The 835-nt window shown below is 78.8% G+C and carries 1 pseudogene; it reads right to left on the bottom strand.

Annotated features, from left to right (window positions below):
- A pseudogene (locus tag C1A33_RS26630) lies at window positions 1-600 on the bottom strand (hypothetical protein); the annotation flags it as partial.
- Window positions 601-835 lie beyond the last annotated feature (235 nt).

Here is an 835-nt window from a genome sequence, read left to right as displayed (position 1 = left end):
GGCGCGGACGGCATGGGGGGCGCGGGCGAGGGCCAGCCGGGCGTGTGCCAGCGCGACGACCACCCCGCACAGCACGCCGAGTGCCGCGCCCGCCTGGTCGAGGCCGGCGAGCACCAGGGCGATCGTGACCACCGCCTTGACCGCGGCGTCGACGAGCAGGTTCACCGCCAGCGCGGGGTAGAGCCGGGCGCACTGCAGCAGGCCGCGGTCCACGCACAGCAGGCACCAGGCGGCGCCGGCGGTGATGATCTCGGTGACGCCGCCGGGCCCGGGCAGGGACAGCTCGTGGGCCACGAGCCCCCGGCCGGCGAGGGCGAGCGCGGCCACCGCCAGCACCGTCACGACGCCGGCGCGGCGAACCCGGCGCACCCAGCCGGCCATCAGCTCCAGACGGCCGCTGTGCTGCCACTGGGTGACGCGGCGCACCACGCCGACCAGCAGCGCGCTGCCGGGCATCGACACCACGAAGAAAATGGCGATGAGCTGGGCCACCGCGCCGTAGGAGCGGGTGCTCATGGCCCGGGCGATGATCAGGGTCACGCCCAGGTTGGCGGCGTTGGCGACCAGCCCGGCGGCGGCCAGCGGGACGGCCCCGCGCAGCGCCCCGCGCAGTGGCGTCGACGGCCCCGCGGCTTCCGGTTCGGTCGGTGGGGGAGCGTCCGCGGGGAGCCCGGGTGCCGGGCGCGGATCGGGCGCCGGGCGGTGCAGCGGGGCCCGCCGGGTGAGCGGGGTGGCGTGGCGGGCCGAGGGCGCCTGCGGGCGGGACGCCGCTCGCGGGCCGCGGACGGCGTGACGATCACGCAGGTCCAGCGGGCCGCGGGTGGCGGGGGAGGAC

This window comes from Frankia canadensis, assembly GCF_900197875.1.
In the GTDB taxonomy this organism is placed as follows: Bacteria; Actinomycetota; Actinomycetes; order Frankiales; family Frankiaceae; genus Frankia; species Frankia canadensis.
The sequence above is the reverse complement of the archived record's forward strand: the minus strand, read 5'-3'. Positions and strand labels throughout refer to the sequence as shown.